The sequence below is a fragment of the Fulvivirga sp. genome, from assembly GCF_040220315.1.
Classification (GTDB): Bacteria; Bacteroidota; Bacteroidia; order Cytophagales; family Cyclobacteriaceae; genus Fulvivirga.
Map to the genome: position 1 here is coordinate 1 of NZ_JAVJUY010000240.1, position 6,932 is coordinate 6,932.

Genomic DNA, 6,932 nt, shown 5'->3' on the forward strand with positions numbered 1-6,932 from the left:
TAACGCCCCTGTAAGGTGCGTTTGTTTACTTTGTTCAAGGCATAAAACTAGCACGTATTGGGTTTAGAACCTAGTCGCACAACAAGTAGCTTGAAACACCCCGTCATTACAAGTAGTCCACAAGTTAAGAGATGAAAGTGGATGTGAAATGCTAACCCAAAACGTGCGGGCTAACCGTACCAAAGCATTTAAGGACTTCGCAAGGTGAAGTCCAAATGCGCTCTTATAGCATGTTATAGGGCTTTTACTTTTTTCTGGCGGTCAAATATTCGTTGGCTTTTTGAAGCAAGATGGACTCTTCTTCATTGTCAATTGAGCCGAGAAATTGTATAAGAAGTTCTTCTGTGTCGATAATTTCAATTGAATTGTCTTGACTTATTGCGATAATGTAGGTCGAACACAAAACATCTTCGCATTCAAAAAATCCGAATCTGTCTGATTCGAGTTTTGGAATTCTGAATTTTTTCGGTTTATCACCAATAGAAGTAATCAATTTCTTGATTTCATAACCTCTGTCACCTCTGACTTCAAAGTATACATAGTTTTTGGAAGCGTCAGGTACAATTCCGTTGTAGAGTTCAGGTCCATGGATGTCAACATTGTTGCTTAAAGAGTCAACTTCTGCATCTGCCGATTGAGCTAATCCGTAATTGGAAAAACTTACTAGAAATAGTAAAAAAATGATATTCGTTAAACCTTTCATGTTGAATTTGATGCCCTATAACGCCCCTGTAAGGCGCGTGTTTTTACTTTGTTCAGGGCATAAAACTAGCACGATTTGGGTTTAGAACCTAGTTCCGCCACAAGCAGCTTAAGACACCCCGTCCTTACAAGTAGTCCACAAGTTAAGAGATGAAAGTGGATGTGAAATGCTAACCCAAAACGTGCGGTGGAGCCGCACCAAAGCATTTAAGGACTTCGCAATGTGAAGTCCAAATGCGCTCTTACAAAATGTTGTGCTCTGTTATGGTCATTCACCCACCAATTGGGTATTGGACCTTATTAGGCTGTCTATTTTAAATGTTGCTTTCTTTATACCATTATAAAATTCTGCCTTTTGAAATTCCGGCACCATTTCACTATCGATTATGTTCTTGGCAATTTCATCCTTAATTATTTTTTCAAGTCCGTAACCAACTTCGATTCTCATTTGACGATTCAAAAGTACTACAGTGATTAGAAGGCCATCGTCATAATCCTTCCGCCCTAATCCCCAACAATTTGCAACTCTTAAAGAATAGGACTCAATCTTTTCTCCATCTAATGTGTCAATTGTCAAAATTGCTACTTGAGAACCTACCTCATCCTCAAGTGTCTTTAGAAATGCGCTCAGTTCCTTTTCCTCTTCTAGACTTAAAATTTCTGCATAGTCATTTGTCCTGTGCATTAGTTCTGGAACATTGCTGCAATCAACTTGTCCAAAAGCTATTGAAAAAATAGCAATGGAAAGTAAAAATGAATAAAGAAATTTTGACATAAGTTCGAGTAAGATGGAGCACAACGCCTGTGTAAGGCGCGTTTGTTTACTTTGTTCAAGGCATAAAACTAGCACGATTTGGGTTTAGAACCTAGTCGAGAAATAAGCAGCTTAAGACACTGCGTTCCTGTTGGTCGTCCACAAGTTAAGAGATGAAAGTGGATGTGAAAAGCTAACCCAAAACGTGCGGGCAAGCCGTACCAAAGCATTTAAGGACTTCGCCCGATGAAGTCCAAATGCGCTCTTACATTTTGTTAAGTGCTTTTAAGTCTTACAACCTCATCTATCAAAGATTTCATTCTTTTTAAAATCTCCTTAAGTTTTTCCCACAAGTCATTGAGTTCATCAAAACTGTGATTTATGCTTTTATCTATTCGATGATTTAGCACTTGTAGAAAATGAAGCCTCTGATTTTTATTATCAAGTTCAATTTTTTTGTGAGCGAAGTTGTTTCGAAGCTTTCTAAACTTTCTCAATTCTTCTAAATCGCTCTTATATACGTTATAGGTGTCCTTATGTCGAGATTTTAATATTTGGCTCAAAAGTGAGACTTTTTGATCGAGCATATACTTAGGTGTTATGAATTCCATTAAGTCAAGTTGAAGTTCGTTTTCTCCAACCAATAACATGGATATACAATCACTTAGCAGCCATTCAATATCAATAAAGATAGTCATGAATGCTCCCCTAAATTCGTAATCATTAAATTCACGCATAAGCTTCTCCTTTAATGCCCGTTGCACTTAACGCCACTGTATAAATTCGTGGCTGATTAAAAGTATAAAAATTTCAGTTAACTACCGAGGCAATCCGTAGGATTGGCTTATTAAATTAAGTTTCACCAATAAGTCAATCCTGCGGATTGACGGGCTTTAAACAAGGAGCCACAGGACCAATAACCTACTTAAAGCCATGATTTATACAGAATGTTACGCTGCGTTCTTTTTGCCGTTTTCGATTTCAAAGAAGTTATTCATATGCTCAAAAACTTCGTCTATTGGTTTATTCTGATGGATAGTGTTAAAAAGTTTGTTGTTCATGGATTCGTCAATGGTTGAGCCGTTCCGGATTTTGAGTAAGTGCGGAAATCCGTGATAGTTCTTGAATCCGTAAAGAGCATGAGAGATGAATTTTCGTTCATATTCGGATTCAGGAGTTCGTCCGTTCAAAAAGATCACTTCAACTGATTCTGGTAAGTTCGGTAGGATATTGTTCTCAATGAAATCAAGGCTTTTTGATTTGTTATTGTAACAAAAGAAGTTTTTGCCTTCAAGTTGCTCTAAATATTTCTTGAACTGCCGTTCACGAGTTCTGTTGGCAATCCAAATGAAAGGTTGAGCAATCAGCATAAAAGGCAATGAAATCAGCATGAAGAGTCCTCCAAGAATAACCCATGGTGTCAATTTCAATATTTCGATTACCTTTTTCATTGTGCAGTCATGCAGCGTAACGCCCCTGTAAGGCGCGTTTGTTTACTTTGTTCAGGGTACAAAACTAGCACGATTTGGGTTTAGAACCTAGTTTCATAAAATGCCGCTTGAAACACCCCGTCATAACAAGTAGTCCAAAAGTTAAGAGATGAAAGTAGCAATGAAATACTAACCCAAAATGTGCGGGCAAGCCGCACCAAAGCATTTAAGGACTTCATAAGGTGAAGTCCAAATGCGCTCTTAAAGAATGTTAGCGGTATTTTTTTAATAAGTCCAATTTTGAAGATTCCCATTACTTTCTACCCAAATTTCAATATATACATCTTCAGATATTGGAATTCCTTTGTCCTTAATGATGTCAAATTTCAGTTCTTTTAACGTCATTAATACCTTATTTACGCAAAATTCGAATTCGTCTGCCTCATAATATTTTTCAATCTCTTCTTCAGATAAAAGCATTCTAACTTTAGAAGTTAATCCATTCTCATCTATAGTTACCAAATACTTTTCTGAACAGTCATAATCATTTGAGTTTTTCCATTTTGCCTTTTTTAATTTCTTAAATAGCAAATCTGAGATTTTACTTTTATCGCGTCTATCTATCTTTTTTGGGTCGTCAATATAATTATCAACATCTTCAACCTTAACAACTATTCCATTCGAAATACTAATGACCCTTTCTTTTTCGAAAATTTTATAGAAAACTCCGTCCCATCTTAATATTTCATTTGTTAATGGGTAGTTGATAAATCCGTCAAACCAATCTATGTGAACTTTATTATTCTTAAGTCTATCACCAAAGATTGATTTGATTTTTTCTAAGGACTCTTTCTCATTTATTTTCCCATTACTGAGCTCAAAACAATCAATTATGCCAGTGAGATATAAACTGTCGTTTTCTATTTTATAAATAGCTTGATAACCTCTCCAGCAATTTAAGGTAGAGCCATTTCGAAACGTGAGCCCAAAGAGTTGTTCTCTTTTAGTTGTATCATGATTTTGCAAATATTGTTCAAGCAAAAGATTATATGTTGATATCGTGTCCTTACCAAAAATGATATAATCTGGCATTTGAGGACTTGCAAAGATGGCTGAAGTCCAGAAATTCAGAGAAATTATAATTATATGTTTTATGATAGTATTCAATGAATTACCGCTAACGCCTGTGTAGAAAACGTATGCCACACGAGGCTATAAAAAACTAAACGTAGCATTTTCTGCTAACTTTCTCAACGCACACAAGTCAAAAGCTGCTAATTTCTTTCAAGTTCCTACTGCGTTCTGGTTGGTCGTCCAGCTATGGAATGCAAGCAGAAAATGCGGGCAAATGTACTACTCGAAACTACAAGGTGCTTTAGCATATGTTTTTCTACACCATGTTAGAGAGCGTTTTTATGGGGCATAATAGAGTATGAATACCTTTTTAGGCTCATACCATTGAAGTAATTCATGCCAAATTTCTGGTTCGCCAAATATGAAAAGTTGTCCGTTGAAAGAGTCGAAATATTGAGTGTATTCCTCTTCTGAAATTTCTAGATTCTTTCTTTCAATATACCACTTCGCCATTTTAAGTGCAGTTTCTCTGTCTATTCCTGAGTAATCTGCTCGTTTACTAAGTTCTGGAGCGCCATAGTTTACAGCTATAGTAAAGGTTACCCAAGGATGCCTTAAGTCATATGCGAAAATATCATCATTATTAATTTGGAGATATGGGGTTTTGATTTTATCGCTCCAGAGCAATTCCCCGTTTCTTGTCCAATTTGATTCAACATAAACAGTATCATCTAGTACATATACCTGAGTTGTTACCGTATCCAGCTTGCCAATTCCATCAATGTTACCAACAGTTAATACAGTTGTATCAGCTGGTCTTCCTTTGAACTGCTCAATGGTTTGAAACATTTTGTTCATAAATTGTTTGTCCCATTTTTCAGCTGAGTCATAAGCATTTTTGTAATGAGCTAGTTCTTTATCTGATATGTTGATTATCCTTCGTTCGATTTCATTCTTTCTCCTGTTTTCAAGTTCTAGGATTGTTTGAATGTTTTTCTTGTCCAAATCTGTTAGCAGAGAGTCCACATTTTCATATTGTGGTTGGTACCAATCAAATGCTGAAAAGTGTTTCTGTAAATCTTCCGAGTTGAATATGTAGCCTTTTCTGGCGAATATTTCGTTTCTGATTATTCTGAGTTCATCGATTGACTTGTCTTGAAGTTCAGATGCTGATAGTTCTTTTAATTCAGTAGCCTTTTGTTCTTTCTTATCAGTTCCGCAGGAAACCAAAAGACAGATTATTAATAGGGAAATGATTTTTTTCATTGCAGTTGATGCTCTCTAACGGTCTCGGCTATGAGTAGTTGCGTGGTTTAGCGGTTAACTTTGCAAGTACGCACCAAACTGAAAATCCGCGAGGATTTTCAGAAGTAGGCGAGAACAAGCAATTACTTATAGCCATTGTTGTAAGTAGTATTTTTTGATTAATATTCATTTATAATTCGAAATCTCATCGTATTTCCAATTCGTTAGATTTAGCTTTTTGAAGGCTTTAAATACTTTCCGTTTTTTTAATTCCAACGTAATTACTCCACAATCTGCACTCGTTCCATTTAGCACTTGCCTTTTGTCGTCAGTCCATATTTCTATATTACTAATATTATTTTCCGTAATGAGTTCAGTTACTGAATCAGTCAGTTCAGAGTCTATTGGATTTTCAATTCGGAATGCAATTACGTTATCCTTGTATTTTATCAAATAAAGTGGTTTACAGAATCCTTTGGTTCTTATTTTGCGAATACTGTCCAATTTAGGAATCCTCGCAACAGTTATTCCGTCCGCAAAACTCCATTCAATATACACGTTCACGTCATTAGTCAGTCTTTCATTTATCAAGTCAATTTTTTCTTCGAGTGTTTCTGTCGAATTCAGAGATTCAAACCATAAATTATTCCCACTTTCAGTCAAAATCAACTTTTCATTTTGGGCAAAAATGCAAAACGATTGAAGGATTAAAAATGTGAGCAAAAAGTGTTTCATAATATTACTTACAACGTCTAGCTATGATGAGTGGGGATTAGAGAACACTAACCTCTCCATCTGCTCATAGCCACGCCTTGATTTAAATTTAAAACTTGTGGCGGACTTTCCAATCCCCAAAATAATATCTTGACCAATAAAGTCCCATTCATTCATAGGTTTTGTTACCTCTCGTCTTTTCTATTTGCTACGTTGCTGACCCAGTTTACAAGTTTTGATTCTTTACACATTTGTTCCAATTCGGAACCATCACAGTTAATTTGCCAGTTTGTTCGTGTTTGATATTGTCCGTAAGTGAAATCGAAGCATCTCCTGATAAATGAAACTGCTTCAATAAAAGAATTAAGATTCCAATCAATTCCAAAGTAATCTCCACCGTAAATGTTAAAATGTTCAGGCTCAAAGTAAATTAAATCGTCTCTAAATGTTACCCCTGGAGGTGGTGGGGGTGGCGGTATTGGAATTGAGAAACCGTGTATGTAGACTGTATTGTTCACGATTGGATGTTCGCCTTCATTTCCACCACTCATACTAACTAGTTCTCCTTTCCAAGTAGTTAGGAATAAAAACAGACGTTGACCAAGTTCATATTCTGTCCATCGTGAAGCGCACGCCCAATCTTGGAATCTAACGATTTTGAGGGTTCCTGAGTCGGAGGTTAAGCTACACTCAACTTCTAATGTAAAGTGGTTTGAATCGAGTTCGACAATAGTTCCGTAGACGATTTTTTCAGCCTTGATTATCATCTCATACAGTTCCAATGGCCGGTAGTCAGCTCGACTTGTTAGTCCGCTGAGTAAAAGTGTCGATATGATTAGAATGCGTTTCAATGCGTTATTCTTATGAGAGGTAACGCCTCTGTAAGGCGCGTTTGTTTACTTTGTTCAAGGTATAAAACTAGCACGATTTGGGTTTAGAACCTAGTTCAGCTACAAGCAGCTTATGACACCCCGTCCTTATAAATCGTCCACAAGTTAAGAGATGAAAGTGGA

The 6,932-nt window shown here is 36.5% G+C and carries 8 protein-coding genes; all 8 read right to left on the reverse strand.

What is annotated here, in order from left to right; all coding sequences use genetic code 11:
• Positions 1–244: 244 nt before the first annotated feature.
• The 8 genes from RLO81_RS11550 to RLO81_RS11585 all read right to left on the reverse strand — a co-directional run bounded on the left by RLO81_RS11550 (position 245) and on the right by RLO81_RS11585 (position 6,770).
• Positions 245–703: a hypothetical protein gene (locus tag RLO81_RS11550; RefSeq protein ID WP_350111634.1), complete on the reverse strand. Its 459-nt coding sequence runs from the start codon at positions 701–703 to the stop codon at positions 245–247.
• Between the two features lie 267 nt (positions 704–970).
• Positions 971–1,477, reverse strand: coding sequence for a TPM domain-containing protein (locus tag RLO81_RS11555; protein WP_350111636.1), 507 nt, complete (start codon positions 1,475–1,477; stop codon positions 971–973).
• A 254-nt stretch (positions 1,478–1,731) separates the two neighbouring features.
• Positions 1,732–2,193: a hypothetical protein gene (locus RLO81_RS11560; RefSeq protein ID WP_350111638.1), complete on the reverse strand. Its 462-nt coding sequence runs from the start codon at positions 2,191–2,193 to the stop codon at positions 1,732–1,734.
• Positions 2,194–2,406: 213 nt separating this feature from the next.
• Positions 2,407–2,907: a hypothetical protein gene (locus tag RLO81_RS11565; RefSeq protein WP_350111640.1), complete on the reverse strand. Its 501-nt coding sequence runs from the start codon at positions 2,905–2,907 to the stop codon at positions 2,407–2,409.
• Between the two features lie 264 nt (positions 2,908–3,171).
• Positions 3,172–4,092, reverse strand: coding sequence for a hypothetical protein (locus RLO81_RS11570; protein WP_350111642.1), 921 nt, complete (start codon positions 4,090–4,092; stop codon positions 3,172–3,174).
• Positions 4,093–4,299: 207 nt separating this feature from the next.
• Complete coding sequence (locus RLO81_RS11575; protein ID WP_350111644.1) at positions 4,300–5,226, reverse strand: YARHG domain-containing protein; 927 nt, start codon at positions 5,224–5,226, stop codon at positions 4,300–4,302.
• A 165-nt stretch (positions 5,227–5,391) separates the two neighbouring features.
• On the reverse strand, positions 5,392–5,940 hold the full coding sequence (locus tag RLO81_RS11580) for a hypothetical protein (RefSeq protein WP_350111646.1): 549 nt from the start codon (positions 5,938–5,940) through the stop codon (positions 5,392–5,394).
• A 164-nt stretch (positions 5,941–6,104) separates the two neighbouring features.
• Positions 6,105–6,770: a hypothetical protein gene (locus RLO81_RS11585; protein ID WP_350111648.1), complete on the reverse strand. Its 666-nt coding sequence runs from the start codon at positions 6,768–6,770 to the stop codon at positions 6,105–6,107.
• Positions 6,771–6,932: the final 162 nt, after the last annotated feature.

What these genes read in the sequence shown, in the direction of transcription:
- RLO81_RS11550 (WP_350111634.1), bottom strand. Translation starts at nt 703, where the DNA reads ATGAAAGGTTTAACGAATATCATTTTTTTACTATTTCTAGTAAGTTTT.
- RLO81_RS11555 (WP_350111636.1), bottom strand. Translation starts at nt 1,477, where the DNA reads ATGTCAAAATTTCTTTATTCATTTTTACTTTCCATTGCTATTTTTTCA.
- RLO81_RS11560 (WP_350111638.1), bottom strand. Translation starts at nt 2,193, where the DNA reads ATGCGTGAATTTAATGATTACGAATTTAGGGGAGCATTCATGACTATC.
- RLO81_RS11565 (WP_350111640.1), bottom strand. Translation starts at nt 2,907, where the DNA reads ATGAAAAAGGTAATCGAAATATTGAAATTGACACCATGGGTTATTCTT.
- RLO81_RS11575 (WP_350111644.1), bottom strand. Translation starts at nt 5,226, where the DNA reads ATGAAAAAAATCATTTCCCTATTAATAATCTGTCTTTTGGTTTCCTGC.
- RLO81_RS11580 (WP_350111646.1), bottom strand. Translation starts at nt 5,940, where the DNA reads ATGAAACACTTTTTGCTCACATTTTTAATCCTTCAATCGTTTTGCATT.